Consider the following 26,710-nt stretch of genomic DNA (forward strand, 5'->3'; position numbering starts at 1 on the left):
ATTGATAACGTTCACAAATATCGAGGATGGGAGAGACGATGCGGAAGGCGATGGCTCTGGCGACGGCGCTGCTGCTGGCGGGAAGCGCCGGCATGGCGATGGCGGACAGCCCCGCGCCGGGTTCGGCGACGGTCCATCCCGATCGTTGGCCGGAAGCGAAAAGCCCCGCCGCGATCACCGATGCCGCGACCGAAGCGCGTATCGACGCGCTGCTCGCGCGCATGACGATCGAGCAGAAGGTCGGCCAGCTCATCCAGGCCGACATCAGCACGATCACCCCCAAAGACCTCGAAACCTACCCGCTCGGTTCGATCCTCGCCGGCGGCAACAGCGGCCCCAATGGCAATGAGCGGTCGAGCGCGGAGGATTGGGCGAAGCTGGTCGGCGCATTTCGCGCCGTGTCGCTGCAGCCGCAGGCGAATGGCGTCGCGATCCCGATCATCTTCGGCGTCGACGCCGTTCACGGTCATAACAATGTCCCCGGCGCGACGCTGTTCCCGCATAATATCGGCCTCGGCGCCGCGCACGATCCCGAACTGATCCGGCGCATCGGACAGGTCACCGCCGCCGAGATCGCGGGCAGCGGCATCGAATGGACCTTCGCCCCGACGCTCGCGGTGCCGCAGGACCTGCGCTGGGGGCGCAGCTACGAAGGCTATGCGTCCGACCCGAAGCTCGTCGCCGATTATGCGACAGCGATGGTGCTCGGGTTGCAGGGACCGCTCGTCGCCGGACGCTCGGTCGACGGCACGCATGTCGCCGCGACCGCGAAGCATTTCCTCGCCGACGGCGGCACCTTCGAGGGCAAGGATCAGGGCGACGCCCGGATCGGCGAAGAGGAGCTGATCGCGAAGCATGCGCAGGGCTATCCCGCGGCGATCGACGCGGGCGCACTGACCGTGATGGCCAGCTTTTCGAGCTGGAACGGGGTCAAGAACCACGGCAACAAGGGGCTGCTCACCGACGCGCTCAAGGGCCGCATGGGCTTTCAGGGGTTCGTCGTCGGCGACTGGAACGGCCACGGCCAGGTCGCGGGATGCAGCGTCACCGATTGCCCGCAGACGATCATGGCGGGGCTCGACATGGTCATGGCGCCCGACAGCTGGAAGGGCCTCTATGCCTCGACGCTTGCCGAGGCGAAGGACGGGCGCATCACCGCGGCGCGGCTCGACGATGCGGTGCGGCGCATCCTGCGCGTGAAGTATAAGCTCGGCCTGTTCGACGTCGAGCATGTCGACCGCGGCGACGTGTCGGCGGTCGGCGCCCCCGACCATCTGGCGATCGCGCGCGAGGCGGTCGCGAAATCGCTGGTGCTCCTCAAGAACAATGGCGGCGTGCTGCCGATCCGGCCCGGCGCGCGCGTGCTCGTGACCGGCCCCGGTGCCGACGACATGGCGATGCAGGCGGGCGGCTGGACGATCAGCTGGCAGGGCACCGACGTCACCCACGCCGATTTCCCGAACGGGCAGACGATCTGGGAAGCGCTGGACAAGGCGGTGCGCGACGCGGGCGGGACCGCGACGCTGTCGGCGGACGGCGCTTATGCGGAAAAGCCTGACGTCGCGGTCGTCGTCTTCGGCGAGCGCCCCTATGCCGAGTTCCAGGGCGACGTTCCGACGCTCGACTATCAGCCCGCCGAGGCGAAGGATCTTGCCGTCCTGAAGACGCTCAAGGCGGCGGGGATTCCGGTCGTTGCGGTCTTCCTGTCGGGACGCCCGCTGTTCACCAATCCCGAGATCAACGCCGCCGACGCCTTCGTCGCGGCCTGGCTGCCGGGGTCGCAGGGCGCCGGCGTCGCCGACGTGCTGGTCGCGCAGCGCGACGGCAAGGCGGCGCGCGACTTCACCGGCACGCTGCCCTTCGCCTGGCCCGCCGACGCGCGATCGCCGATCGAAAAGCCCCAGTTCGCGGTCGGCTATGGCCTGACCTATGCCGACCGAAAGACCGTGCCGCTGCTGTCCGAAAAACTCGGGGTCGATATCGCGGCGATGCTCAATGTCGCCAATTTCTTCTCGGGCGGTCGCGCCCGCGCGCCGTGGCTGCTCTCGATCGTCGACGCCGGCGGCTCGCGGCAGGTCGAATCGGCGCCGGTGGACAGCAGTTACGGCCTGCTCAGCGCGCGCTCGGTCGACGTCGCGGCGCAGGAGGATGGCAAGAGCTTCGTCTGGACGGGCCCGGCCTCCTTCCGCCTCGCGGGGCCGCCCGCCGACATGACGCGGCAACTGAACAACAGCTTCGCGCTCAGGATCGACTGGCGGATCGATGCGGCGGGTCCGGCGACGCTGGCGTTCGGCGGCAAGGCCTTCGATCTGACCGCGCTCGTCGCGGCGGCACCCGCGGGCAAGGTGGCGACGATCAAGGTTCCGCTGCGCTGCTTCGCCGACGCGGGCGCCGATCTGGCGCATGTCGATTCGCCGGTGACGATTAGCGGCGACAAGGGGCTGGCGGTGACGCTGGTGAATACGAATGTCGAGGCGGTGGGTGAAAATCTGGCTTGTCCACCCGCAGCGCACGGCTAACAGGAAAAGCTGACCGTAAAAAGGGCCGCGCCGCCGGTCCGGAGATATCAGGGGAGAAGATCATGGCATTGGCGCCGAACGTCGCGACGAGCACCGATCCGAATCCGGAGGCAGGCCAGAGCGGCGGCAGCACGCGGGTCGTGCTGATCCTCGCCTTTGCGGTGTTCTTCCTGCTCGGCGGAGTGACGAACATCAACGACCTGCTGGTCGGCAAGTTCAAGCCGATGTTCCACCTGACGCACGCGCAGGCGAATCTGGTGCAGATGGCCTTCTTCATCGCCTATGCCGCCTTCTCGATCCCCGCCGGTATCATCATGTCGAAGCTCGGCTATATCCGCACCTTCGTGCTCGGCTTCGCGATCGTCGCGGCGGCGGCCTTTCTGTTCATTCCGGCGTCGGCCGCGGCATCCTACCCCGGCTTCCTCGCCGCGCTTTTCTGCATCGGCGCCGGGATCACGGTGCTGCAGGTAGCGATGAATCCGGTGATCACGACGCTGGGGCCGGTCGAAACCTCGCACAGCCGCCTGACCTTTGCGCAGGCGTTCAATTCGATCGGCGTGTTCCTGATGGTCTATGGCGGCGCCACCTTCCTGCTCGGCGATTCGCAGCCGCTCGACGCCGAGACCGCGAGCGAAGCGCAGATCCAGGCGTATCGCGTCGCCGAGGGGGCGTCGATCGGCACCGCCTATATGTGGCTCGGCCTGTTGATGCTGGTGATTGCGGCGCTGTTCTGGATGTTTCGCTCGGCGCTCGATCGCGCCAAGGCCGAAGACGTGAAGCTCGATGGCACCTGGGGCCTGCTCGCCCACAATCGCCGCGTCCAGTTCGGCGCGCTGTGCCTCTTCACCTATGTCGGCGCCGAAGTGGCGATCGGCTCGAACCTCATCGCCTATCTCGGCGAACCGAGCGTCATGGGGCTGGACCTTCAGGCCGCGGGCAAGCTGGTCGCGATCTATTGGCTGGGGGCATTGGTCGGACGGCTGCTCGGCGGCTTCATCCTGCGGCTGGCGAAGCCCGGGCGCGTGCTCGCAATCTTTGCCGCCGGGGCAATTTCGCTGATCATCCTGTCGGCCGTGACGACCGGCACGGTGTCGGGCTGGGCGCTGATTCTCGTCGGTTTGTGCAATTCGCTGATGTTTCCGACGATCTTCAGCCTGGGGACCGAGGGGCTGGGCGAGCAGACGCCGCAGGGATCGGGCATCATGTGCACCGCGATCGTCGGCGGCGCGATCGTCCCCTATCTGTTCGGAACGGTGGCGGATATCGGCGGCAACATTCGGCTCGCGCTCGTGGTGCCGCTGATCTGCTACGCGATCATCGCGAGTTTCGGGCTGTGGGCGGCGCGCCGCGCGGCGGCCTGACGATCCTGCGGCCTCCGCTTGCGCCGCCTGCCCGGGCGGGGCATGGCTGACGGGCGCGCACTGTCCGCGCGCACGGCAGGAGCAAGGTCATGGCCCAGGGCATCGCACGCATCGGCAAGGACCGCTATCGCACCGAGATCGAGGTCGGCGGCCGCCCACTCGTCGCCGACGAACCGCCGGCGCTCGGCGGGCAGGGTGCGGGCTTTGCGCCTTACGACCTGCTCCTAGCCAGCCTCGGCGCCTGCACCGCGATCACGCTGCGCATGTATGCCGACCGCAAGGGCTGGCCGCTCGAAACGCTCGAGGTCGGCCTTCGCCTCCACGGCGTCGAGGACCGCCGCATCGCGCGAACGCTGACCATCGCCGGGCTCGACGAGGAACAGAAAGCCCGCCTTGCCGATATCGCCGAACGCACCCCGGTGACGCTGACGCTGAAGAACGGCCTGCCGATCGACACGCGGCTGGGGTAATTCCCTTCGCGGTACGAAATCGACCGATCGGGCGTCCCGGCAAGCTCGTGTCGGTGAAGCGCAGCAGATATGGAGGTCTGTTCCCAACGGGATATGGCAGCGTTCCGCCCTCTTCACGCAATTTTTAGGACTCGTGGGATATCTCTCCGACTCAGGAGATTTGCCATGCGTCGTTCGGTTGTGAAAATCGCTGCCCCTTTTTTCGTCGCTCTCGCGGCCATCGCGGTCCCGGCGAATGCCGCGTCGGGCGACTTGTCGTCGAATAGTTCGTCGGGCTCAGTGACCTTCACTGTCATCATCCCCCCACTCGGGCCGGCCATCCGCGCCGCCAATGCCGGTGCGGTCGGTCTGTGGACGATCGCGGACGCCAATGAAGGCCTTATGATAAAGGTCAACGATCAGGGTGCAAAGCCGACGCTGAGCCTGTTTCATCGCGAAGGCGCGGAGGTTCTGGTCAGCCTGTCGGGGCAGGGAAGCTGCGCGTCGCTCCTCCAATCTGCCAATGACGGTGGCCTCGAAAGCGAGCATTATGGCCTTGCCGGACTTCAGGCAGGTGTGAATGTCTTTACCATTTCGGCGCTTTAGGGATTCTCGGATAAAATATTGATATCGAAGAATGTTATGGGCCGAGGATGCGTATCCTGCGGTCGATTTTCCGCGTAAAGCGCGCAGGTTATGCCCCAAGATAAGTCACGGAAAAAAATCATTATTGTTGATATGTGACGGCTGTAACGGTGACCCCCGACATGTTACTTAACTTCTGATAAATCCTTGTTTCGTTGAGGGACACCATGCATCCCGGCGCATCGGCGCCGGGGAGGCGTGAAAAAGACAATACCCTGTAATAAAATGATTTTTCTCGGACTCTCGTCCCGGGCGCCGTGTGGCTTTTGCCGCCCGGCGTTTTGTCCGTTGGACTTGCTCGCCGCCAGAAGATAACATTTTGTTAAATCAGGACCGAATCACATGATTCGTGGGGGATGGGGATTGGGAAAGCGTTTGAAATTGGTCTGGCGAGCTGGCGCTGTGCTGTGCGGCTTTGCGCTTGCCACGCCTGCTTCGGCGCAGCTTGCGATCGATCGGCTGTGGGTCGATATGGGGGGCGGCAGCGTTCGTCGCTCCGATCTCGTGGTTCGCAACGAGAGCAAAGATAAATATTACATCACTGTCGCGACTTCGGAAATTGTTAATCCCGGTACCGCCCAGGAAACGCGCGAGCCGGGAAGCAATCCCGAGGAACTTGGATTGCTTGTCACGCCGGGACGCATGATCCTCGAACCGGGACAGATGCGCGCGATCCGGATCGTATCCCTGAATCAGGGACTGTCCAAAGACCGCGTCTATCGCGTCAATGTCACGCCGCAGATCGGCGAGCTTGGCGCGGCATCGGCAGCGCCCGACTCGCGGGGGCTGGCGATCAAGTTGCTCGCGGCCTTTGACGTATTGGTGACGGTGCGTCCCGAAAAGGGCGATGCGACGCTGGTCGTGCACCGCGACGGCAATTTCCTGGACCTGACGAGCGCCGGCAACAGCAATGTGTTGCTGCTCGACGGGAAGATTTGCCCCGCAGCGGGGAAAGCGCTGAGCCAGGCGACGCAGGATTTCATCGTCGCGCAGGACGAGCAGGAATATGCGCGTCAGGCGGAGCAGGCGAAGGAAACTGACGGTGAAGCGCCGCCGAAGCCCGAGCGCGATTTCGGGCCCGACGGCTGCGTCGGACTGTCCGGCAAGCGCCTTTACGCCGGCAACAGCTGGCGGCTTCCCGCTGCGGTCGGCGAAGAACTTCGATTCAATCGACGCGATTCGGCGTCGCAGGATTTAGCGCCCATCACGATCCGCTGCGACGCAGCGGACGGCGAGGGGGCCAGTAATTCCAAGTATTGCGTGGGAGCAAGCTTGGAACCCGCGCCGGGGGGGTCGCAAAATGCTCCGGCTAATTCACTTACCCAAACTGCGAATGGAGAGTTTAAATGAAGAAGCTTGCTTTTGCGGCGGCCACGGCCGTTCTTGCCATGTCGGCGCCGGCTTTCGCCGCGACCGATGGCGCGCTTTCGACGACGTCGAGCACGGGCGACCTGCAGCTCAACGTCAACATCCCGAAGATGGTGCGCGTTTCGGGTCTCAACGATCTGACGATCGACGTCACCCCGGCGATGCTCACCGAGCCCTATCACAGCCGTGAAGACGCGACCGATCATTTCTGCGTCTATTCGAACGATGGTGCCGATGGCGCCTATTCGATGGCGGTTACGGGCACGGCCGGCAGCGGCGCTCCGTTCGCGCTGAGCGGTCCGGCCCCGCTGCCCTATTATATGTGGACGTCGGACAATACGAACCAGTTCAAGAGCTATCGCTTCAACGGTTCGACCACCAGCTATCTGTCGAACGGCGACGGCAATGGCCGCCGCACCACGCTCGACTGCTCGGTCGAAGGCGATAATGCGACGATCAAGTTCGGCGTCAACGATTCGGCCCTGATCGCGGCGCAGGCCGGCACCTACACCGACACCGTCACCGTGACGGTTTCGGTCATCTGATCGGGATCGAAGGGCGCCGTCCGCGGCGCCCTTCTTTCTCTTTTTCTTTTGGGGGGATATCCGGATGCCGAAGTTTGCGTTTCCAATGACGCTCCTTTTGGCGTCGGTAGCGATTGCGATGCCGGCTTCGGCCGACGAGGCCTCGGCCTCGCTGAAAATTCTGTCGGGCGCTTCGATGGCGGCTGACTGGTATGGGGACGGCGCGGTCACGATGCGCAAGCAATTGTGCGTCGCCAGTTCGACCGGGCGCTATTCGCTTGATGTCACGATGCCGGGCGCCTTGTTCGGAAAGACGCCGGGCGATTCCGCAATCGAGGTGCGCTTCGCAGATGCGGCGGGTTTTGCGCAGAGCAGGAGCGTTTCGGGACCGAGCCAGATCGTCTTTTCGGGGACTTCGGTCTCGGGCGCTGAGGATTGTCTGTCGGGCACCTTGGCATCGATCGAGATATATGTTCCCGCAACGACATTGATGTCGCAGCCCGCGGGCAATTATTTCGACCAGATTTCCCTCGCTGTTCGTCCTCTCTAGACTCGATAGAAGACGCCGGTGACCAGGCCCATGCATGATCGCTCCGCGAGGGCACCTTGCTTCGCTGTTCGCGGAAGCATCAGTCTTGTCGCGCTGGCGGTTGCGCTGCTGTCGTTCCATGTCGAGGCGCAGGAAGCCGAAAAATCGCCGCCGCCGCGCCAGATCGCGCTAACGGTCGCGCAGAATGTGCCACCGGGTTTCGAGGATATCGACGAAACGGTCGAGACCGTTTTCGACATTTATTTCGCCGGGCGCCTTGTTGGCACTGCGCCCGTCCGCGTCGCGAACGGCCAGGCGACCTTCCTGAATCCGGACGTTGTCGCAAGCATGCTGCCCAGCCGGATCGATCGTCAAAAGGTGATCGCGCTCCTTTCGTCGCCGCTGCCGACGAACGAACGGCTTCGCTGCCTGCCGGGACGTACTGCCGATTGCGGCACTTTGCCGCCCGATCAGGCGGGCGTGATCGTCAATCCCGAACGCTTTTCCCTCGATCTGTTTCTGACTTCCGACTTTTTTCTCGAGCCGTCCGAAGACGATCTCTATCTTTCGGATCCGATCAGCGGCCCATCGCTGATCCAGACCGCGCTGGTGTCGTTCAGCGGCGGCGAGAATGGCGGCGGCAACCTCAATTTCGGCGCAACGCTCGACACGCTCGCCAGTATCGGCCGGACCTCCTTCGTCGCGCAGACCCTGCTGCGGGACGATGGCTCGAATCTCCAACGCGCCTATTTCCAGCATTTCTGGCAGAAACGGTCGGCTGCGGCCGGATTTCTGCAACAGAATTCGTCGATCTCGTTCAACACCTATCGCATGGTCGGCGCCGAATATGGCAGTTTTTTCGGGGCACGCCGCGATCTGGCGGACGGGTTGCAGACGCCGCTCGAAATCATCCTGCCGCGCGCCGCGCAGGTCGAGGTTTATCGCGACGATGTGCTGATTCACGCTGCGCGGCTGGAGGGCGGGCTGCAGCAGATCAGTACCAGTAATTTCCCGTCGGGTTCCTATCAGGTTCATATTATCGCGCGCGACGGCGATCAGATTCTTCTCGACGAAAATCGGCTCTATACCAAGACGACCGACCTGCCACCCGAGGGCGAATGGGCATATCGGATTCGCGCCGGCGTGCGGGTCAGCGATTTCGATGTTTTCACGCCTTTGCCGGGTTCGACGTTGGGTAGCAGGCGACCTTTTTTCCCTCATGTGACGAACGAACCGCTCGTCTCGCTGTCGGCGACGCGCCGGGTCACGCCGGGGATCGGGTTAGGCGGGGAGATTCTGGCGGTCGACGACAGCGTCTATGCCGAAGGGTCAGCGATTGCCTATCTGGGCAATGTCAAGGGAGTCGCGGCCGCCGCGCTCGGCACCGACGGAGCCTATTCCTTCCAGCTCAATTCGATCGCCCAGATCGGACGCTTCAACATCAGCCTGATCGGCCGCCATGCGCGGCTCAAGGATGATTTCATCGGACCGCAGGACGACGAATTCCGGCCCTTCTTCCGGTCCGAAGACACGGTGCAGGGCGGGGTCAGCTTCGACATCGGTAGCGGCAATCTTTCGTTTAGCGGCTCCTATACCAGCACGCCGGGCTTTCGCGATCGTTATATCCTGAGCGCGCGCTATTCGCGCAGTCTGAATATCGGGTCGATGGGTCTTGCGCGGCTTGCTGCCTATGCTCAAAAGGCAAATGACGACTTGCGTGTCGGCTTGACGGTGACGTTCCTCAAGCGGCTCGATCGCAAGACCGTGCTGACCTATGGCGGCGGCGGCGAATATCGGTCGAAAAGCGATGTCGCCCCGAAACGCGAGGGTGCCTATCCGGTCGCCAATGTCCAGCTGTCGCGTCAGGATCGGCTTGGCACTGTTGATCTCACCAGTCAGGCGGGTATCAGCACCGACTCAGAGCGCAACCGCGCCTATGTCTCGTCGACCGCGGTATCGAACTATGGCGCGCTCGATATTACCGCCGATTATGAAAACCGCCGCGGATCGAATTCGCCCGGCGAATTTGGCGTCAGTGGCAATCTGTTCTCCGGCATCGTGATCGGCGGCGGCAAGGTTCGTTTCGGAATTCGCCAGCCTGGCGGCGACGCCGCATTGCTGATCGACGTCGAACGTCCCGAAAGTGATCGCGAGACCGATCTGCGCGACGAGGGACGCTATCGCATCCTGCTCGGCAACCAGTTCATCGGATCGGTTGCGCCCGGCAAGGCGGCGACTTTGGTCGCGCAATCGTTCCGCGACTATCGGGTCGGACTTCAGCCCGAAGGATCGCCGCCATATTCGGTCGATCTTTCTACCCGCCGTGTCCCTCTCTATCCGGGCAACGTCGCGCTGGTGAAATATACGATGACGCGCGTTGTCGCGATTTTCGGCCGCTTGCTCGACCAGGCCGGCCAACCGATCGGCGGCGCGCGCGTGTCGGGTAAAGGCGACACGACGGTTACCGACGACAACGGCTATTTCGTATACTCCGCGAGCAGCGACGACCGGATTGAGCTGTTCGACAAGTCGGACAAGGTCTGCCACACGATTGCGATGGGCGAGGTGCTCAAAGCCATGCCGTCCGGCGGCCATCAGGACTATTTGAAGATCGGGGATATCCGGTGTGACGTCGCCGTCCCCATTCCCGCTTCGCCCGTTCCTGTCGCTGCCGCTCCGGTTGCTCCCGTCCCGGCCGATGCAGCCGATGATGGCGAATCCAAGCCGCAGGCCGAAGCCGATATCGATCTGCGTTTGAACGGTGAGGCGAAGCACGCGCTCGCCATGGCGGAGCCTCGTGGTTATCCGGTCAATCTGCTTCCTGATGGTTTCGATCCGGCACCGGTGGCGGAAGCTGATGTGCGCCTCGACCTTACTGCGCTGCTGAACGCGCGAGGACCGCTGCTGACGGGCAATAGCGCCGATGCGGTGATGAAGTCCTTCAGACGGCTGGAGAGGATCTGCCGCGATTCGGGCATGAATTGTCCGGACGAGCCAACAGGCAGCATGCGCGGTTAGGGTTGGACCCCCGAGAGCCGACATCGTTTATATGCCTCCTGGGCTTGACCGCTGAAAGAGCCGCCCCTCAAGCCATCGTTTACGCCGCCTTTACCACTCCCGGTGCATGACATGCCCGATGTTTGCGACTGGGGACATGTGATGGACAGCTTGCGCGGACTGCTTTCGGGCAGCCACGATCAGGACGAGGGTGCCATCGACGCGCCGCCCGTGGTCGGGGTCGACGAACGGCGGATGCAGGTCAGGGCCTATAATCATTGGGCGTCGCTGCTGGCCGACCGCGCTTATCCTTCGGTCGAGGATCTCGATCTCGATAGCGCCGATTTCGGACCCTATGCGGTCCTGCTCGACTTCACCGCGGGAATGGAAAATCCGGGCCTGTCCTATATCGGCGACCGGCTGCGCGCCGAATCCGCGATCGACGACGAGGTTCACTACATCAACCAGATTCCCGGCCGCTCGCTGCTGTCGCGGCTGACCGACCATTATCTTCAGATCATCGCCAACCGCGCGCCGATCGGCTTCGAGGCCGAGTTCGTGAGCGATCGCGGCGTGACGATCATGTACCGCGGCATCCTGCTGCCCTTTTCGTCCGACGACGACACGATCGATTTCATCATGGGCGTGATCAACTGGAAGGAAGCCGCGCCCGCCGATCAGGCCGAGGAGCTGCAGCTCTCGGTCGAGCAGGCGCTGCGCAGCGCCGCGCCGCTCACCGCGCCGGTGCCGGTATGGGCGGACGGCCCCGATTCCGGACATATCGAGGACGAAGCCGACGCCGCGCCGGGCTTCGCCGCGTTCGCCGACGAGGGCGCGATGCCGGAGGTCGGGACCCTCGACGAGGATGATGCCGCAGACGCGCTTCCGGGCGCCGACGCCGAGCTCGCCGATTGGCTGGCGCTGGCGCGCGAAACCGCCGAGCGCGCGCTTGCCGCCGACAGCCGCAGCCGCTCCGCCCTCTATCAGGCGGTCGGCAAGGCGTGGGATTTCGCGCTCGCGGCCGAGGCACAGCCCGACGCTTTCGCCGAACTGCTCGCCGACGCCGGTATCGCGGCGCAGGAGCGCGCGTCGATGACGCCGGTCGTCAAGCTCGTCTTCGGCGCCGGCTACGACAAGACGCGGCTGGCCGAATATGCCTGTGCGCTCGGCCACGCGAAGGAAGAAGGGGTCGGCGCGGGGGCGCTGGCGGCCTATCTCGACCGCTATCCCGGCGGCCTCAAGGGCCTCGTCAAGGATGCGCGCGCGCGCCGCAAGACGGATGCGCCGGACCGGGCCGACGCGGATGCGAAGCTGGAGGCGCTGCGCGGCGCCCATCCGGCGCTGATCCTCGAACATGACGCGGGCGAGGCCGAATTCGTCGTGCTGATCGCGCGCGCGATGCCCGGCGGCCATATCGGCATCGTCGCCAAGGCGGCGGACGATGCCGCGCTGGTCGCGCGGCTCGCGAAGAAGGCGGTCCCGATCAGCGGCATATAGGGCCAAGCTCGATAACTTCCCGCCATTCCTGTGAAAGCAGGAAGCCCGCTATTCTCCATTTCTTCTTCTTCGTGCCTTTGTGCCTTCGTGCGAGTCCAATAAATCTCGCACAAAGGCACAAAGGCACAAAGGCACGAAGAGAAGCTGGATTCCCGCTTTCGCGGGAATGACGAAGGAAGAGGCGGGCGGATCAGGACTTAACAGTTTCTGACTCTGGAGCCGTTCCGGCATCCCGAAGCCGCCGCGTGATCGACAAGTTTTCTCGAAGAAACGAAGCGCGGCCCGACCCAATTTGCTGCTGCGCAACAGGAAATCCGAAAGTTGAAATTATTTTGCGTGGACCTTGCCAAGGGGTTGAGCCGTGCGCGCCGCAGGCGCATAGGAGCGGATGCGAAAGGGTCATTGCCATCCCCCGGCAGCGACCCGCCTCTTTTCGTTCGGGATGCTGCAACCCTATGTCTTCCAAATTGACCGAATCCGCCGACGCCGAGTCCTCTTCGGCGGCGCCCGCCGCTGTTAAGATCGCCCCCCAAATCTCCAAGGCCTATCAGGCCGCGCTTGCGGGCAGCGCGCTGCCGGGCGAGGGCGATGACCTCGATGCGAAGATGCTCGCGACCGCGGGCGATTTCGCCGCGCGCGCGTCGCTCGAACGCGGCGAGGGCAAGCCGTCGCTGCTTCTCGAACCGATGGCGGGCGACGGTCCCGACCGGCGTATGCGGCTGGTGGTCGTCAACGACGACATGCCGTTCCTCGTCGATTCGACCTCGCAGATCGTGAGTTCGCAGGGGCTGGCGATCCACCGTATCCTCCATCCCGTCGTCTCGGTCGAGCGCGACGCGAAGGGCCGGCTGACCGGCGCCGACGCCGGCAAGGCCGGCAGCCGCCGCGAATCGGTCATCTATATGGAGCTGGAGCGCGGCGATGCGCGCGCGCGCCGCCGCCTGCTCGACGCGCTCGAAGCCTCGCTCGCCGACGTGCGCGCCGCGGTCGCCGACTGGAAGGCGATGCGCGCCGCGATGCTCGCCGATGCCGCGATGCGCGCCGACGGCGAAGCCGCCGAACTGCTGCGCTGGTTCGAGGGCGGGGCGATGACGCAGCTCGGCCACGAATGGCGCACCCGCGACGGCGCCGTCCACGACGCGCTGGGCATTTCGACGAGCAGCGCGGGCCAGCTTCTCTCGCCGAACGCGCTCAAGGCCGCTTTCGACTATTTCGACCGCGGCGGCGCGTCGCCGCTTCTCCTCAAGTCGAACCGCTTGTCGGCGGTCCACCGCCGCGTGCTGCTCGATCTCGTCGTCGTTCCCGAATATCAGGGGAAGAAGGCCGAGCGGCTGTCGATCCATGCGGGGCTGTGGACCAGCGCCGCGCTGTCGACCCCGCCCGCGAAGGTGCCGGTGCTGCGCGCGCAGCTCGACGCGCTGATGACGAAGTTCGGTTTCGATCCGACGGGCCATGCGGGCAAGGCGCTCGCCCACGCGCTCACCGCGCTGCCGCACGATCTGCTCATCGCGTTCGACAGCGCCTCGCTCGAGGAACTGGTGCTGACCTCGATGTCGATCACCGACCGCCCGCGGCCGAAGATCGTGATGGTCCGCAGCGCGCTCGGCCGTCACCTCTTCGCTTTCGTGTGGCTGCCGCGCGACGAAGTGTCGACGGGCCGCCGCCTCGCGGTCGAATCGCTGCTGGTGCGCGAAGCGAAGGCCGGGGTGATCGGCTGGACGATGGTGCTGGAGGATGGCGGCGCCGCGCTGCTCCGCTTCACGCTCGACCTGCGCGGCGACGGCGTGGTGCCCGACGCCGACGCGCTCGGCACCCAGCTCGAACAGATGGTGCGCGGCTGGCAGCCCGAGGTCGAGGCGGCGCTTGCGCTTCGCGGCGACGCGGGCCGCGCCGCGGCGCTCGCCGCGCGCTTCGCCCCGCTCTTCCCCGCCAATTACCGCAACCTCTATAATCCCGAGGAAGCGGCGCGCGACATCCTGCGGCTGCGCGACCTCGACGCCGAGCATCCGCGCAGCGTCCGCCTCGCGAAGAAGAGCCTCGACGGCGACGATCGCCTGCGGCTGAAGGTCTATAGCGCGGCGGGTCCGCTCGCGCTGTCCGACGTCGTTCCGGCGCTCGAACATTTCGGTTTCGAGGTGCTCGAGGAAATCCCGACCGAGCTTCACGTCCGCGGTGCCGACGACGAGGCGGCCGAACAGCCGACCTTCATCCACGATTTCTCGCTGCGCCTGCCCGCGTCGGTCGACGAGACCGCGCTGCTGCCGCATGTCGAGACGATCGAAAAGGCGATCGCCGCGGTGCTCGACGGCCAGGCCGAGAATGACGCCTTCAACCAGCTCGTGCTCGTGACGCAGACCGATCCGCAGGCGATCGTCTGGCTGCGCGCCTGGTTCCGCTATCTGCGCCAGGGTGGCTCGTCCTATGGCCTTGACACGGTGGTCGCGGCGCTGCGCCACGCGCCGAAGCTGACCGCGGCGCTCGTCGAGCGCTTCCGCGCGCTCCACGATCCCAAGGCGAAGGATGCCGCGCGCGCCGAGGCGCTGGGCGCCGAAATCCTCGCCGATTTCGCCGACATCGCATCGATCGACGACGACCGCATCCTGCGGCTGTTCCACGCGGTGATCGGCGCGACGCTGCGCACCAACGCCTTCGCGCCCGCCGCCGCCGAGGCGCTGGCGTTCAAGATCGATTCGAGCCAGGTTCCCGGCCTGCCGAAGCCGCTGCCGTGGCGCGAGATCTGGGTCTACAGCCCGCGCGTCGAGGGCGTGCATCTGCGGGCCGGTCCGGTCGCGCGTGGCGGGCTGCGCTGGTCCGACCGCCGCGACGACTTCCGCACCGAAATCCTCGGGCTGATGAAGGCGCAGCGCGTCAAGAACGCCGTCATCGTGCCGACCGGAGCGAAGGGCGGCTTCTATCCCAAGGCGTTGCCCAGCCCGGCCGAGGACCGCGATGCCTGGTTCGCCGAGGGCACCGAATGCTATCGCATCTTCATCCGCTCGCTCTTGTCGGTCACCGACAATCTGGTCGGCGGCAAGGTCGTGCATCCGAAGAATGTCGTGATCCGCGACGGTGACGATCCCTATTTCGTCGTCGCTGCCGACAAGGGCACCGCGACCTTCTCCGACGTTGCCAATGCGCTGGCGATGGAGCGCGACTTCTGGCTCGGCGACGCGTTCGCGAGCGGCGGCTCGCACGGCTATGACCACAAGGCGATGGGCATCACCGCCAAGGGGGCGTGGATTTCGGTCCAGCGGCACTTCGCCGAGATGGGCATCGACGTGCAGGCCGACCCGGTGCAGGTCGTCGGCTGCGGCGACATGTCGGGCGACGTCTTCGGCAACGGCATGCTGCTGTCGAAGTCGATCCAGCTCGTCGCGGCGTTCGACCACCGCCACATCTTCCTCGACCCCGCTCCCGATGCGGCGAAGAGCTGGAAGGAACGCGACCGGCTGTTCAAGCTGCCGCGGTCGAGCTGGGACGATTATGACAAGAAGCTGATCTCGAAGGGCGGCGGCGTCTTCGCGCGCAGCCAGAAGAGCATCCCGCTCAGTCCCGAGGTGCAGGCGGTGCTTGGCCTGTCGCAGGCCGAGATCGAGCCGACGGCGCTGATCTCGGCGATCCTCAAGGCGCCGGTCGACCTCTTGTGGTTCGGCGGCATCGGCACCTATCTGAAGGCGGCGAGCCAGAATAATGCCGAGGTCGGCGACCCCGCCAACGACGCGCTGCGCGTCGATGCCGAGGATCTGCGCGTCCGCGTCATCGGCGAGGGCGCCAATCTGGGCGTGACGCAGGCCGCGCGCATCGCCTTCGCGGCGAAGGGCGGGCGGCTCAACGCCGACTTCGTCGACAATAGCGCGGGCGTCGACTGCTCGGATAACGAGGTCAACATCAAGATCGCCCTCAATCGCGAGATGATCGAGGGCCGCCTGGCGCAGGACGACCGCGACGCGCTGCTCGTCCGCATGACCGACGATGTCGCGGCGCTGGTGCTCGAGGACAATCGGCTGCAGGCGCTCGCGCTGTCGATCGCCGAAAAGGGCGGGTCGGCGGCGGTGCCGTCGCTGGTGCGGATCATGGAGACGTTCGAGGCGTCGGGCCGGCTCGACCGCAAGGTCGAGGGGCTGGCGGCGAACGACGAACTGCTGCGCCGTGCACAGGAAGGGCGCGGGCTGACGCGGCCCGAACTCGCGGTGCTGCTGTCGACCGCGAAGCTCGCGCTGCAGGACGCGATCGAGGCCAGCGAGCTGCCGAACGATCCGGCGCTCGCCGGCGACCTTGCCGCCGCCTTCCCGGCGGAGATGCAGCGCGATTTCGCGACCGCGATTGCCGAGCATCAGTTGCGGCGGGAGATCATCGCGACCAAGCTCGCGAACCGGATGATCAACCGCATGGGCGTCGTCCATCCTTTCGAGCTGGTCGAGGAGGAAGGCTGTTCGCTCGGCGAGGTCGCCGCGGCCTTCGTGGCGGTCGAGCGGCTGCTCGACATGAAGGATCTGTGGAGCGCGCTCGACAGTGCGAAGATCGACGAGAGCATCCGCCTGTCGCTGTTCAGCCAGGCGGCGTCGGCGATGACCTCGCAGATGGCCGACCTGCTCCGCGTCAGCCCGGCGCTGGCGCAGCCGGGGCCGATCGTCGCGCGTCTCGAACCCGGCGTCGATCGCCTGACCGCGACCGTCGACACGCTGCTCAGCGCGTCGGTTCGCGGCCAGTGGGACATGCTCGCGCAGCAACTGCTCGACGCCGGCGCACCCGAGGCGCTGACCGCGGCGGTGGTGCGGCTGTTCAAGACCGACGGCGCGATCGGCATCGTCGACCTTGCCGCGCGGCGCGGCGACGACGAGGTCGCGGTGACCAGCGCCTTCACGCATCTGGGCGAAGCGCTCGGGCTCGACTGGGCGCAGACGCTGGCGGCGCACATGAGCCCCGCCGACCCTTGGGAACGCCTGCTCGTCAACAGCCTTGCGCGCGACTTCCAGCAGATGCGGCTCGGCTTCCTCGCCGGACTGCCGAAGGGCGATCTCGACAAGGCGGTGACCAAATGGCTCGCGGACAATGCGCCGCGCGTCGCGCAATTCCGCGCCACGGTCGACCGCGCGCGGACGATCCCCAACCCGAACGGCGCCATGCTCTCGCACATCGCGGGGCAGGCGCGCGGCTTGCTGGGGCGGTAGCCGATCTCGTCATTGCGAGCGAAGCGAAGCAATCCAGTGTGGCGTAAACCGCCCTGGATTGCTTCGCTTCGCTCGCAATGACGAATGAAAGAAAGTCAATGAAGTCGATGCCCTACCAGCCGCGCGTCGCGATCCTCGTCCCGGTGCCCGATTACAACGAAAGATGGCAGCCCGCCTTCGCGCGCAAGGCGGCGGCGCTGACCGCCGCCGGGCTGGCCGTCGAGCAGCGCCCGTGGACCGATCCCGGCGATCTTGGGGGCTTCGACCTGATCCTGCCGCTCTTCGCCTGGGGCTATCAGCGCGACGTCGCCGCCTGGTACGGCCTGCTCGATCGGCTGGAGGCCGAGGGCTTGCCGGTCGCGAACCCGGTGCCGGTGCTGCGCTGGAACAGCGACAAGGCCTATCTCGCCGAACTCGGCGCAAAGGGCGTCGCGGTGGTGCCCACGGTCGAGATTGCGGCGCTGGACGACGCGGGCCTTGCCGAAGCGCGCGCCGCGCTCGGCGCCGAAGAGGTGGTGATCAAGCCCGCCATCTCGGGCGGCGCCGACGGCACCCATCGTCTCGCGCCCGGTGCGGTGGTACCGGCGGATGCGCGCGGCCGCCGCCGCCTCGTCCAGCCGCTGATGCCGGGAATCCTGACCGACGGCGAAATGTCGCTCTTCTTCTTCGACGGCCGGTTCAGCCATGCGATCGTCAAGCGCGCCGCCTCGGGCGACTTTCGCGTCCAGGAACAGTTCGGCGGGCGCGAGACGACATGGGACGCCACCCCCGCCGCCCGCGATCTTGCCGCTGCCGCGCTCGCCGCGGCGCCCGACGCTCCGGTCTATGCGCGCGTCGACATGGTCGGCGATGCCGCGGGCCAGCTCCACATCATCGAACTCGAGCTGATCGAACCCTCGCTGTTCCTGCACCACGCCCCCGACAAGGGCGCGGCGTTCGGGCGGGCGGTGGCGGGTGCGGTCACTGGTCTGGCCGCCGCGCGCTGATCGCCAGCCAAGGCCCCTGTCGGCCATCATAGCCACCGCCGATATAGTCCTCGATCGCGTCGATCCGCCACGGCGCCGCCGCGCCATAGGCTGCGCGGAGAGACCCGGCGTCGGGATAATTGAAATAGCGTCCCGCCGCATCGCGCCCGGCGGTCCCGCCGCCCTTGTAAGTCGCGGAATGGGTGCCACCGGGCCTGAGCGCGCAGAACACACGCGTCAATATGCCGGGCAGCGCGGGAAAGGGAACGTGCAGCAGGCTGGCATGGGCCCGGACGGCATCATAGTCTTCGTGTGCATCCAATTCGTCGAAGCGCATAACGCGCACGGTGCGGCCGAGGCGCGTGCTGGCGAGCGCGGCCATTTCGGGGGTGCCGTCGGTCGCATCGACATCGTGCCCCGCCGCGATCATCGCTTCGGCGTCGCGGCCGCTGCCGCAACCCAGTTCGAGAATGCGCGAACCCGCGGACAAGCGGTCGAGGAAGGAGGCGAGCCATCGGCTGACGCCGCCGGGGCCGCTTGCGACATAATCGGGCGCCTCTTTCGTATAGAAGGCCAATGTGGTCGGATCGAAGCTGGTGCTGTCCGAAGGCCGGCTCATTCCTCCGCCCCTCGCTGCCGCCACAGCCATTGCCGGATCGCCGAGGTCAGGTTCGGCGGATCGTCCGCCTCCATCCGCTCGACGTCGATCCGCGCGACCAGCGCGTTGACCGGCAAGGCCTGACGCCGCGCTTCGTCTTCCAGAGCCTCCCAGAACATCGGTTCGAGGCTGATCGAGGTCGGATGACCGGCGATGGTGACCGAACGTTTGACGGGCGGGTGGAGGGGGGCGGGGGCATCCATCCCCCTTATCTGCCGTTCGCATCGCGCCAAGTCGAGAGGCTGTCGAACAGGCGCTGCGCCTTGGGTGCGATCGACCTTGCGTAAAACAACTGTGTCCCCGCGAAGGCGGGGACCCATCTCCGGCCGGTTCCATCTTGCACCGGCCGGAGATGGACCAGTATCGGGTTGACCATGCCCCGCATGGTCAAGGATCGTCCGGGGGACGATCCGACCCGATGCTCCTTCGCGGGGGAACACGGGTTTCAATCGAAGACGATCATCCTCTGACTTATCGTTCGCTTTGCGAACGCCTTCGTTACGCGCCTGCCGCCGTCAATACATATGCTGCCCGCCGTTGATGCTCATCGTCGATCCGGTGACGAAGCCCGCATTCTCGCTGCACAGGAAGGCCACGCCGCGCGCGATTTCTTCGGCCTGGCCCAGCCGCCCGACCGGGATCTTCGCGACGATCTTTTCGAGCACCGGCGCCGGCACCGCGGCGACCATGTCGGTGTCGATATAGCCGGGCGCGATCGCGTTGACCGTCACGCCCTTCTTGGCGCCTTCCTGCGCCAGCGCCTTGGTGAAGCCGTGGATGCCCGATTTGGCGGCGGCGTAATTGACCTGGCCATATTGTCCCGCCTGGCCGTTGATCGAGCCGATGTTGACGATACGGCCCCAGCCGCGCTCGACCATGCCGCCAAAGGTCGCCTTCGCCATATTGAAACAGCCGCCGAGGTTGACGCGCATGACATCGTGCCAGTCGTCGTAGCTCATGCGGGCGAGGGTGCCGTCGCGGGTGATGCCGGCGTTGTTGACGACGATGTCGATGGGGCCGAATTCGGCCGCGATCGCCTCGCAATTGTCGATGCACGCCTGGTGGTCGCCGACGTCCCATTTGCGCGCCGCGATGCCGGTGCGTTCGGTGAAGGCGCGCGCTTTTTCGTCGTTGCCGGCATAGTTGGCGACGACGGTCACGCCGGCTTCCTTCAGCGCGAGGCTGATCGCCTCCCCGATTCCGCGACTGCCACCCGTGACGACTGCGATTCGTGCCATGTTCGATGCTCTCCCAAAAGCGGTTCTGCTCCTTGCTTAAGACGCGGATTCGCGCGCCGCAAGTTGACCGGAACGTCAAGGGAGAGAGGCGGTTAATCGTTCCCCAGCACCCGCATCCGCGAAAAATCGCCCATCGCCAGATCGGCCTTGCGGATCGCGATGACGAGCGACGCGCCGTTCGGATGGGCGAGGCCGAGGAGGCCACCCGGCGGCAGTTCGAGCATCACCGCGTCGCGTTCTTCGTCGAAGCCCGCCATCGCGCGCGACGGGCGATCGGCCATCAGGCCAATCCCGTCCGCCGCCATGGCCGCCCACAAAGGCTCGAAAAAACCGCGCGCCGGGGCGGAGAGCCGGTCGGGATTCGCGCAATAGGCGTGCCGGATCTGATCGAACAGCAGGGCGCGATAGGCATCGACCCACAGGTCGCCGTCGGGGCGGCGTCGTGTCAGCGGCAGGGTCAGCGTTTCGACTTCATCCTCGCCGCTTTCGGGGTCGGGATGCGCCGCGACCTGCGTCCAGCGGATCGCGTGGAGCGCCGCCATCACCGCGGTCGCGTCGCTGGGCAGAAAACCGGCATCGGCGGCGGCGCTTTCGCGGATGATCGCGACGATCTCCGCGGTGCGTTCGGCGGCGTCGCGATTGGCCTCGGCGGCATCCTCGATCGCCTGCGCCAGTTCGTCATTGGCATCCGCGGGCGGCGTGCCGTCGGTGGGCAGCGTGAGGACGCGGCTTTCGAGCATTTCGGCCATCGCCAGCATCGAGGGCCAGTCGAACGGATGAAAGGCGGGGTCGGCGATATCATAGTCCGCCGCGAGCAACATCGCCGCTTCGGCATCGCGCGCTCCGGCGGCTTCGGGGATCATATCGACCGGCCATTCGGGCAAGGCCCGAACGACCAACGCGGCCATGTCGGCGTCCTTCATTCCAAAGGCATGAAAATAGGCGGGTCCCACGGCGTGGGACGGGTCGCGCGGCGCGCCCTCTTCGGTCAGATGCAGCGCGGTCACCGCGCCGCTGTCGGGATGGGTGAAGAAGGCGAGCCAGCCGGTGCGCGGGCCGAGCCCGTCCCACAGCATCGGCGGCAGGTCGGCGCAGGCGATCTGCGCGATGAAGTCGCCCTCGCGGCCGTCGATCACCGGCCAGGACGTCATGGCGGGAAGGCGCGGGCGGCCGCCCATCCAGCTTTTGCGCAGGATCGCGTCGCGCGGCGGAATCTGCGGCATCAGCCGGACGCCGCGCGTTGCGGCCGGGACCGGATCGGCGCCATGCGCCTGCCGTTCGACCTCGGCCGCGAGCGCTTCGAGCGCCGCTTCGTCGATCGCGGGTGTTTCGGGAAGCTGGTCTTCGGCCGGCGAAGAGGGCGCAAGATCGGGGAGGCGGCGCAGATCGGCGATGTCATCCGCCGATTCCGGCTCGGCCTCGGTGGACTGCCTGGCGATCGGATCGGGGTCGTCGAACGGCATGGGTTCGATCGGCCGTTCGACCGCGGCGCGGCTGACCCGCGCGAGGCGCGACGGCGCGATTTCGATGGGCTCGACCGCGGGCTCCTTCTTGCGCGCGAAGCCCGAAAAGCGGCTTTCGCCCGGTTCGCGCGCGATCTTCGGGATTTTCGGTGCAGCGGGTGCCGGGCGTCGACGGTACGACCGCCACGCCGCAAACAGGAAGAGCAGGAAGACTGCCGTGAGGCCGGCCAATATCCATGCCGCCCGATCGAGATCGCTCATGACTCGCCCTTTTGCAAAACGCGACACCGGCCAGACCCGCCGCCGCCGAGGGCCAGTCTAATATAAGGAGTTAAAAAGGAGGTAAGCGCGAACCCTTAGCCGTTTCCCCTTCTCGTCATCCCGGCGAAGGCCGGGATCTCGCCGGTGCGTCAGGCCGAAACGGTGAGATCCCGGCCTTCGCCGGGATGACGTTCCTTCAGGGCTGATCAAGCTCAGAGCCACCCGGCGAGTTCGCGACGGACGAGCGTTTCGAGCATCGCCACCCCCGCCGCGCTGTCGTTCAGGCAGGGGATATAGGCGAAACGCCGCCCGCCCGCCGCCTCGAACCCCGCCTTGCCGCGAATCGCCAGTTCCTCGAGCGTTTCGAGGCAGTCGGCGGCGAAGCCGGGGGCGAGAATGGCGACGCTGCGGCCCTCGCGGCCGAGCCGCGCGAGCGTCGCGTCGGTCGCGGGCTCCAGCCATTTGGCGCGGCCGAAGCGCGACTGGAACGCGACCTCGACCGGGCGGCCGAGCGCCTCGGCGAGCAGACGCGCGGTCAGGACGCACTGGTCGTGATAGGGGTCGCCGAGCGCACGCGTCCGTTCGGGCATCCCGTGAAAGCTTGCGACCAGCGTGTCGGGGACGAAATCGAGCGCGGCGAGCCCCGCCTCGACCGACGCTGCGAGCGCGCCGATATAGGCGGGATCGGCGGGATAGGGCGGTAGGAAGCGCAGCGTGGGCTGCTCGCGCATCGCCCCGAGATGCGCGGCGACGGCATCGACGGCGGTGGCGGTCGTCGCGGCGCAATATTGGGGATAGAGCGGCGCGATCAGGATGCGGCGGCATCCCGAGGCCATCAGCGCGTCGATCGCCGCGCCGATCGCGGGCTCGCCATAGCGCATCGCATAAGCGACCTGGACATGCGCGCCGAGCGCCGCTTGCAGGGCTGCCGTCTGGCGGCGGGTGATCGCGGCGAGCGGCGAGCCTTCGTCGGTCCAGACCTGCGCATAGGCCTCGGCCGATTTGCGCGGCCGCGTCGGCAGGATGGCGCCGCGCAGGATCGGCTGCCACAGCAGCGCCGGAATCTCGACGACGCGGCGGTCGGACAGGAATTCGGCGAGATAGCGGCGCACCGACGCGGGCGTCGGCGCATCGGGGGTGCCGAGATTGACGAGCAGGACGCCGATGGTGGACATCAGAGCGGCTGCGCGGACAGCGGCAGGCGGCGGATGCGATGGCCGGTCGCGGCGAACATCGCATTGGCGATCGCGGGCGCGACCGCGGGAACGCCGATTTCGCCGAGCCCGCCGGGATCGCGGTCGCTGTCGACGAATTCGATCAAAATCTCGGGGATTTGCGCGAGGTGGGGCAGGCCGAGCTGGCCGAACTTGCGCGCGGTCGCGAGGCCGCCCTCATAATCGGTCGTCGCGCCGACGGCGGCGGCGAGGCCGAAGACCAGCCCGCCCTCGACCTGCTGGCGCGCGATCGCGGGGTTCACCAGCCGCCCCGCATCGACGACCGCGACGAACTGTTCGACCTGCAGCCCGCGCTCGCTCGGCCGCGCGGTCGCGACCAGGGCGATATGGCTGCCGCGCATCGAGTGGCAGGCGAGGCCCTGCGCGGTGCCCGACAGGCCGCCCTCCCACCCCGCGAGGCTGGTTGCGGTGAGCAGGCAGCGCGCGAGCAAAGGCGATTTGCCGAGCATCGCCATGCGATAGGAGAGCGCGTCCGACCCCGCGCGCGCCGCCATCTCGTCGATGAAGCATTCGGTGAAGAAGGCGGTGTAGCTGTCGGCATTGCCGCGCCAGCGCGCGGTCGGCAGCCCGATGTCGGCCGGGCAATGATCGACCGCGAAATGCCGGATGTCATAGGCGTTCGCCAGCCCCTCGACCGCGACCGCGTCGGGCGCGCCCGCAGCATCGCGCTGGGCGACGTCGGCGGGGGTGTTGTCGAACAGGCGGGCGCGGACCTCGTGATTGGTCGGCGGCACCGCGATGCGCGCGACCAGCGCATCGATCCCGCCCGCGGCGTTGAGTGTCGCGATCATCTTGGCGCGCGCCGGCGCGCGCGGGATATCGCGCATGATCTCCTCGGCGCGCGACCAGGCGAGTTGGACCGGACGTTTGATCTGCAATGCGATGATCGCCGCCTGCACCGCGACGCTGTGATCGAGGCAGGCGTCGAACGAGCCCCCCGCCATCATCGGAAAGAGGGTGACGTCGGATGGCGACAGGCCGGTCGCCGCCGCGATCGCGTCGCGGCACTGGGCGGGGGCCTGCGTCGCGACCCAGACGCGTAGCCGCCCGCGATCGGGGGCGGCGGTCGCGGTGCGCGTCTCGATCGGCGCGTGGAGCGCGGGGGCGACGGCATAATGCGCCGAGACCTTCGTCCGCCCCTCCATCGCCTCGGCGACGTCGCCGGTCTTTGCGATGCGATAGCCGTCGGCCTTGAGCGCGGCCGCCAGCACCTTGTCGATGCGGTCCGAGGAGATGGGCGTTCCGGCGGTCTCGAACACCGGCGCGAAATGGTCGAGCGCGCGGTTCGCCGCCCACCAGTTGCGCGCGACGGTCGCGAACCAGCGGTCGTGCTCGACAATGTGGAGCAGGCCGGGCGATGTCATCCCCGCCTTGCGGTCGATGCTCTTGAGCCGCGTCGCACCGAGCGGTCCCTGCCGGATCGCGGCGAAGACCATGTCGGGCAGGCGGATGTCGCCGGCATAATTGGCCGACCCGTCGACCTTCGACGGCAGGTCGAGTCGCGTCAGTTCCTTGCCGTAAAGCGGGTCGCCGCTGCTGGCGCGATAGACGGGTTCGGCGGGCGGTTCGAGCAGCGCGGCGGCGGCGGCGACGTCGCCGAACCGCAGCTTCTTCTTGCCGAAGGTGACGAAGCCGCCCTCGGTATCGCATTGCTGCCAGTCGGCGTCCCAGCGCCGCGCCGCCGCCATCATCAGCAGCGCGCGCGCCTGCGCCGCGGCGTCGCGGCACGGCCCCTCGAACATCCGCACCGACGAACTGTTCGCGGTCAGCATCACCGCGTGGCGCACCGCCCACTCGCGCCGCGCCCAGCCGCGCACGTCGGAGACGAAATCGGGGACGAGGCGGCGTGGGGTAAAGACCGCGCTGTCCTCGTCGACGACCAAAGTGTTGGTGTAGAGCGGATTGATCGGTGCGGTCTCGACCGCGATCGTCCGCCAGTCAGCGCCGAGCTCGTCGGCCATGATCTGCGGCAGCAGCGTGGTGACGCCCTGGCCCATCTCGCATTGCGGGACGACCATCGCGATATGGCCGTCCTCGCCGATCTTGAGGAAAGCGTTGAAGACATGCTCGCCGCGCGCCGCGGTGAGATTGGGCTCATAGTCGCGCGGCCAGAAGGTCCACGCCAGCGCCAGCCCGCCCGCGGCGGTCGCGCCGACGAGAAGCTGGCGGCGACTGACATGCGGCAGCCGCGTGCCGCTTTGCCCCACCTTGTCCCTGATGCCCGTCATTGCCCACGCTGATAGTCGGCGCGGTTGAGCGAGGCAAAGCCTTTCCCGTCAAATCGGCATTACCTCAATTCCGTTCGTGTCGAGCGAAGTCGAGACACCCATCTGGGTGGCGCTGCCTTGAGGGGTGTCTCGACTTCGCTCGACACGAACGGGAAAGGGGATGGGCTTGTATGCGCAGCTTTACCGCAGCAGCCCCAGCCGCGGAATCTCGACCTTCGGACAGCGGTCCATCACCACGGTCAGCCCCGCCGCCTCGGCGCGCTGCGCCGCGGCCTGATCGATCACTCCGATCTGCATCCACACCGCCTTCGCGCCATGGACGATCGCCTCGTCGACCGCCGCGCCGGCGTCGGCGCTGTTGCGGAAGATATCGACGATCTCGGCGGGCGGCTCGACATCGGCGAGGGTCGCGACGACGGGCGCGCCGTGGATCGTCTTGCCGGCATGGCCGGGGTTCACCGCGATCACGTCGTGCCCCTGCCGGATCAGGAAGGCGAGCACCTCGTTCGAGGCGCGCGCGGGGTTGGGCGAGGCGCCGACGACGGCAATACGGCGCGGTTGCCCCAGCAGGTTGCGGATTTCACCCTCGTCGTTGATCGCCATCATGTGCCCTTTCTTGCCGCGAGCCAATCGGCGATCTTCGCCGCTATCGCGTGGAACGGCTCGCCGAGCGGGTCGGTTCCCGCCGCCGGGGGCACGCCGCCGTCGCTCGCGAGGCGGAGCCCCATCGACAGCGGCACGCGGCCCAGAAAATCGAGCCCCATCGTCTTCGCTGCCGCCTCGGCGCCGCCGCTCCCGAACGGATCGCTGACCTCGCCGCAATGCGGACAGGCATAGCCCGCCATATTCTCGACCAGCCCGATCAGCGGCACGTCGGCCTGCTCGAAAAAGCTGATTGCGCGCGTCGCGTCCATCAGCGCGAGATCCTGCGGGGTCGAGACGATGACGGCGCCCGCGGGCTTGTGCTTCTGGATCATCGTGAGCTGGACGTCGCCGGTGCCCGGCGGCAGGTCGACGATCAGCGTGTCGACGTCGCCCCAGCTCGCGTCGACGAGCTGTTCGAGCGCCTTGCCCGCCATCGGCCCGCGCCACGCGATCGCCTGGCCGGGCGCGGCGATCTGCCCGGTCGACAGCATCGGCACGCCATAGGCGTTGGGGACGGGAACGAGCTTCGATCCGCGCGCTTCGGGCTTCACCCCCTCGCTGTCCATCAGCCGCGGCTGCGAGGGGCCATAGATGTCAGCGTCGACGATCCCGACCTTCACCCCGCGCCGCTGCAGCGCGACCGCGAGGTTGGCGGCGAGCGTCGACTTGCCCACGCCGCCCTTGCCGCTGCCGACCGCGATCAGCGTCAGCCCCTTGCGCTCGGCGGTCATCGCGACGCGCACCGAGGTCACGCCGGGCCGGGCGAGCAATCCGGCGCGGAGCTTATCCTCCAGCGGTTTGCGGTCGCCCTCTGCGAGGCCGGTGACGTCGAGGACGATGGCGAGCGTGCCCTGATCGTCGAGAAAGCGGAGGCCCGAGGTGCGGCCGCCGCTAAGGTCGGTCGCGATGCTGGCGAGAGGAGCGGTGTCGGTCATGCCCTGCGCAGATAGGCGCGGC

At 66.8% G+C, this 26,710-nt stretch carries 20 protein-coding genes; 11 read left to right on the top strand and 9 right to left on the bottom strand.

The features are described from left to right. Nucleotides 1–50: 50 nt before the first annotated feature. The 7 genes from VHO04_RS07465 (at nt 51) to VHO04_RS07495 (ending at nt 7,416) form a co-directional block, all read left to right on the top strand. Nucleotides 51–2,519: a glycoside hydrolase family 3 protein gene (locus VHO04_RS07465; RefSeq protein ID WP_329627729.1), complete on the top strand. Its 2,469-nt coding sequence runs from the start codon at nt 51–53 to the stop codon at nt 2,517–2,519. Between the two features lie 62 nt (nt 2,520–2,581). After that, on the top strand, nt 2,582–3,880 hold the full coding sequence (locus VHO04_RS07470; protein WP_329627730.1) for a sugar MFS transporter: 1,299 nt from the start codon (nt 2,582–2,584) through the stop codon (nt 3,878–3,880). 89 nt (nt 3,881–3,969) lie between these two features. Continuing rightward, the gene (locus VHO04_RS07475; RefSeq protein WP_329627731.1) at nt 3,970–4,350 is read left to right on the top strand and encodes an OsmC family protein; all 381 of its coding nucleotides are present in this window, start codon (nt 3,970–3,972) and stop codon (nt 4,348–4,350) included. A gap of 165 nt (nt 4,351–4,515) precedes the next feature. Continuing rightward, nucleotides 4,516–4,935 (top strand): hypothetical protein, encoded by a 420-nt coding sequence (locus VHO04_RS07480; RefSeq protein ID WP_329627732.1) that lies wholly within the window; start codon nt 4,516–4,518, stop codon nt 4,933–4,935. Nucleotides 4,936–5,316: 381 nt separating this feature from the next. Then, on the top strand, nt 5,317–6,324 hold the full coding sequence (locus tag VHO04_RS07485) for a hypothetical protein (RefSeq protein WP_329627733.1): 1,008 nt from the start codon (nt 5,317–5,319) through the stop codon (nt 6,322–6,324). Continuing rightward, nucleotides 6,321–6,887, top strand: coding sequence for a hypothetical protein (locus tag VHO04_RS07490; RefSeq protein ID WP_329627734.1), 567 nt, complete (start codon nt 6,321–6,323; stop codon nt 6,885–6,887). The genes VHO04_RS07485 and VHO04_RS07490 overlap by 4 nt, the downstream gene beginning before the upstream one ends. An 85-nt stretch (nt 6,888–6,972) precedes the next feature. After that, a complete protein-coding gene (locus VHO04_RS07495) occupies nt 6,973–7,416 on the top strand; it encodes a hypothetical protein (protein WP_329627735.1) in 444 nt (147 codons plus the stop codon). 168 nt (nt 7,417–7,584) lie between these two features. On the opposite strand, the gene VHO04_RS07500 is transcribed toward VHO04_RS07495, so the two are convergent. Continuing rightward, nucleotides 7,585–8,358 carry a hypothetical protein gene (locus tag VHO04_RS07500; protein WP_329627736.1) on the bottom strand — a complete coding sequence of 258 codons (774 nt, stop codon included), beginning with the start codon at nt 8,356–8,358 and terminating at the stop codon, nt 7,585–7,587. Between VHO04_RS07500 and VHO04_RS07505 the strand changes: the two genes are divergently transcribed. From VHO04_RS07505 to VHO04_RS07520, 4 genes are all read left to right on the top strand, one after another. Beyond that, nucleotides 8,284–10,413, top strand: coding sequence for a TcfC E-set like domain-containing protein (locus VHO04_RS07505; protein WP_329627737.1), 2,130 nt, complete (start codon nt 8,284–8,286; stop codon nt 10,411–10,413). The genes VHO04_RS07500 and VHO04_RS07505 overlap by 75 nt on opposite strands. Nucleotides 10,414–10,554: 141 nt before the next feature. Next, on the top strand, nt 10,555–11,889 hold the full coding sequence (locus VHO04_RS07510) for a hypothetical protein (protein WP_329627738.1): 1,335 nt from the start codon (nt 10,555–10,557) through the stop codon (nt 11,887–11,889). A gap of 455 nt (nt 11,890–12,344) precedes the next feature. Next, a complete protein-coding gene (locus VHO04_RS07515) occupies nt 12,345–17,060 on the top strand; it encodes an NAD-glutamate dehydrogenase (RefSeq protein WP_329627739.1) in 4,716 nt (1,571 codons plus the stop codon). Nucleotides 17,061–17,158: 98 nt separating this feature from the next. Further along, entirely contained in the window at nt 17,159–18,046 is an 888-nt protein-coding gene (locus VHO04_RS07520; RefSeq protein WP_329627740.1) for a hypothetical protein, read from the top strand. Here the strand turns inward: VHO04_RS07520 and VHO04_RS07525 are convergent. The 8 genes from VHO04_RS07525 to VHO04_RS07560 all read right to left on the bottom strand — a co-directional run bounded on the left by VHO04_RS07525 (nt 18,021) and on the right by VHO04_RS07560 (nt 26,688). After that, nucleotides 18,021–18,644 carry a class I SAM-dependent methyltransferase gene (locus tag VHO04_RS07525; protein ID WP_329627741.1) on the bottom strand — a complete coding sequence of 208 codons (624 nt, stop codon included), beginning with the start codon at nt 18,642–18,644 and terminating at the stop codon, nt 18,021–18,023. The genes VHO04_RS07520 and VHO04_RS07525 overlap by 26 nt on opposite strands. Continuing rightward, on the bottom strand, nt 18,641–18,886 hold the full coding sequence (locus VHO04_RS07530; RefSeq protein ID WP_329627742.1) for a ribbon-helix-helix domain-containing protein: 246 nt from the start codon (nt 18,884–18,886) through the stop codon (nt 18,641–18,643). The genes VHO04_RS07525 and VHO04_RS07530 overlap by 4 nt, the downstream gene beginning before the upstream one ends. Nucleotides 18,887–19,198: 312 nt before the next feature. Next, nucleotides 19,199–19,921, bottom strand: a complete 723-nt coding sequence (phbB, locus tag VHO04_RS07535; protein ID WP_329627743.1) for an acetoacetyl-CoA reductase — start codon at nt 19,919–19,921, stop codon at nt 19,199–19,201. 92 nt (nt 19,922–20,013) lie between these two features. Next, the gene (locus tag VHO04_RS07540; protein ID WP_329627744.1) at nt 20,014–21,645 is read right to left on the bottom strand and encodes a DUF1963 domain-containing protein; all 1,632 of its coding nucleotides are present in this window, start codon (nt 21,643–21,645) and stop codon (nt 20,014–20,016) included. Between the two features lie 212 nt (nt 21,646–21,857). Next, nucleotides 21,858–22,820 (bottom strand): ferrochelatase, encoded by a 963-nt coding sequence (hemH, locus tag VHO04_RS07545; protein WP_329627745.1) that lies wholly within the window; start codon nt 22,818–22,820, stop codon nt 21,858–21,860. Further along, the gene (locus VHO04_RS07550; RefSeq protein WP_329627746.1) at nt 22,820–25,108 is read right to left on the bottom strand and encodes a xanthine dehydrogenase family protein molybdopterin-binding subunit; all 2,289 of its coding nucleotides are present in this window, start codon (nt 25,106–25,108) and stop codon (nt 22,820–22,822) included. The genes hemH and VHO04_RS07550 overlap by 1 nt, the downstream gene beginning before the upstream one ends. 180 nt (nt 25,109–25,288) lie before the next feature. Next, on the bottom strand, nt 25,289–25,711 hold the full coding sequence (locus tag VHO04_RS07555; RefSeq protein ID WP_329627771.1) for a CoA-binding protein: 423 nt from the start codon (nt 25,709–25,711) through the stop codon (nt 25,289–25,291). Then, nucleotides 25,711–26,688 carry an Mrp/NBP35 family ATP-binding protein gene (locus VHO04_RS07560; protein ID WP_329627747.1) on the bottom strand — a complete coding sequence of 326 codons (978 nt, stop codon included), beginning with the start codon at nt 26,686–26,688 and terminating at the stop codon, nt 25,711–25,713. The genes VHO04_RS07555 and VHO04_RS07560 overlap by 1 nt, the downstream gene beginning before the upstream one ends. Nucleotides 26,689–26,710: the final 22 nt, after the last annotated feature.

The sequence above is a fragment of the Sphingopyxis sp. genome (assembly GCF_036261875.1).
Lineage (GTDB): Bacteria > Pseudomonadota > Alphaproteobacteria > Sphingomonadales > Sphingomonadaceae > Sphingopyxis.

Coding starts and splice junctions, on each gene's coding strand:
- phbB (WP_329627743.1), bottom strand. CDS start 19,921: ATGGCACGAATCGCAGTCGTCACGGGTGGCAGTCGCGGAATCGGGGAG.
- VHO04_RS07515 (WP_329627739.1), top strand. CDS start 12,345: ATGTCTTCCAAATTGACCGAATCCGCCGACGCCGAGTCCTCTTCGGCG.
- VHO04_RS07520 (WP_329627740.1), top strand. CDS start 17,159: ATGAAGTCGATGCCCTACCAGCCGCGCGTCGCGATCCTCGTCCCGGTG.
- VHO04_RS07470 (WP_329627730.1), top strand. CDS start 2,582: ATGGCATTGGCGCCGAACGTCGCGACGAGCACCGATCCGAATCCGGAG.
- VHO04_RS07510 (WP_329627738.1), top strand. CDS start 10,555: ATGGACAGCTTGCGCGGACTGCTTTCGGGCAGCCACGATCAGGACGAG.
- VHO04_RS07555 (WP_329627771.1), bottom strand. CDS start 25,711: ATGGCGATCAACGACGAGGGTGAAATCCGCAACCTGCTGGGGCAACCG.
- VHO04_RS07540 (WP_329627744.1), bottom strand. CDS start 21,645: ATGAGCGATCTCGATCGGGCGGCATGGATATTGGCCGGCCTCACGGCA.
- hemH (WP_329627745.1), bottom strand. CDS start 22,820: ATGTCCACCATCGGCGTCCTGCTCGTCAATCTCGGCACCCCCGATGCG.
- VHO04_RS07475 (WP_329627731.1), top strand. CDS start 3,970: ATGGCCCAGGGCATCGCACGCATCGGCAAGGACCGCTATCGCACCGAG.
- VHO04_RS07490 (WP_329627734.1), top strand. CDS start 6,321: ATGAAGAAGCTTGCTTTTGCGGCGGCCACGGCCGTTCTTGCCATGTCG.
- VHO04_RS07560 (WP_329627747.1), bottom strand. CDS start 26,688: ATGACCGACACCGCTCCTCTCGCCAGCATCGCGACCGACCTTAGCGGC.
- VHO04_RS07480 (WP_329627732.1), top strand. CDS start 4,516: ATGCGTCGTTCGGTTGTGAAAATCGCTGCCCCTTTTTTCGTCGCTCTC.
- VHO04_RS07465 (WP_329627729.1), top strand. CDS start 51: ATGGCTCTGGCGACGGCGCTGCTGCTGGCGGGAAGCGCCGGCATGGCG.
- VHO04_RS07495 (WP_329627735.1), top strand. CDS start 6,973: ATGACGCTCCTTTTGGCGTCGGTAGCGATTGCGATGCCGGCTTCGGCC.
- VHO04_RS07485 (WP_329627733.1), top strand. CDS start 5,317: ATGATTCGTGGGGGATGGGGATTGGGAAAGCGTTTGAAATTGGTCTGG.
- VHO04_RS07550 (WP_329627746.1), bottom strand. CDS start 25,108: ATGACGGGCATCAGGGACAAGGTGGGGCAAAGCGGCACGCGGCTGCCG.
- VHO04_RS07530 (WP_329627742.1), bottom strand. CDS start 18,886: ATGGATGCCCCCGCCCCCCTCCACCCGCCCGTCAAACGTTCGGTCACC.
- VHO04_RS07525 (WP_329627741.1), bottom strand. CDS start 18,644: ATGAGCCGGCCTTCGGACAGCACCAGCTTCGATCCGACCACATTGGCC.